Below are 255 nucleotides of genomic sequence, written 5' to 3' on the forward strand. Positions count from 1 at the left end.
GCCATGTCCACGTGGCCATCTTCTTTAAATTAATGGCAGCGAAAGTAAGCATCGCTTGCATCGACAATTTTTTAAGTCCCCTTAAAGTAGTCCAACGCATACCATGCTTTTCTTTTGCATCTGCGAAGACACGCTCAATCGTTTCTTTGCGTTTCGCATATATAGGTTTTACATCTTGATGGTGACGCAGATGATCTGCTTCTTCCACATATGCTTGCCAGATATGCCGTGTCACTACTTTTTGATGGTCTTTGC

Annotated in this window: 1 protein-coding gene; it reads right to left on the minus strand. The window is 42.7% G+C overall.

Going from position 1 to position 255, the window contains the following annotated elements; all coding sequences use genetic code 11:
• The coding region (locus tag Q8G36_RS29530; RefSeq protein WP_305275374.1) for a transposase at window positions 1–255 on the minus strand (255 nt) is incomplete at both ends.

It is taken from the genome of Peribacillus frigoritolerans (assembly GCF_030676415.1).
GTDB lineage: Bacteria > Bacillota > Bacilli > Bacillales > DSM-1321 > Peribacillus > Peribacillus frigoritolerans_A.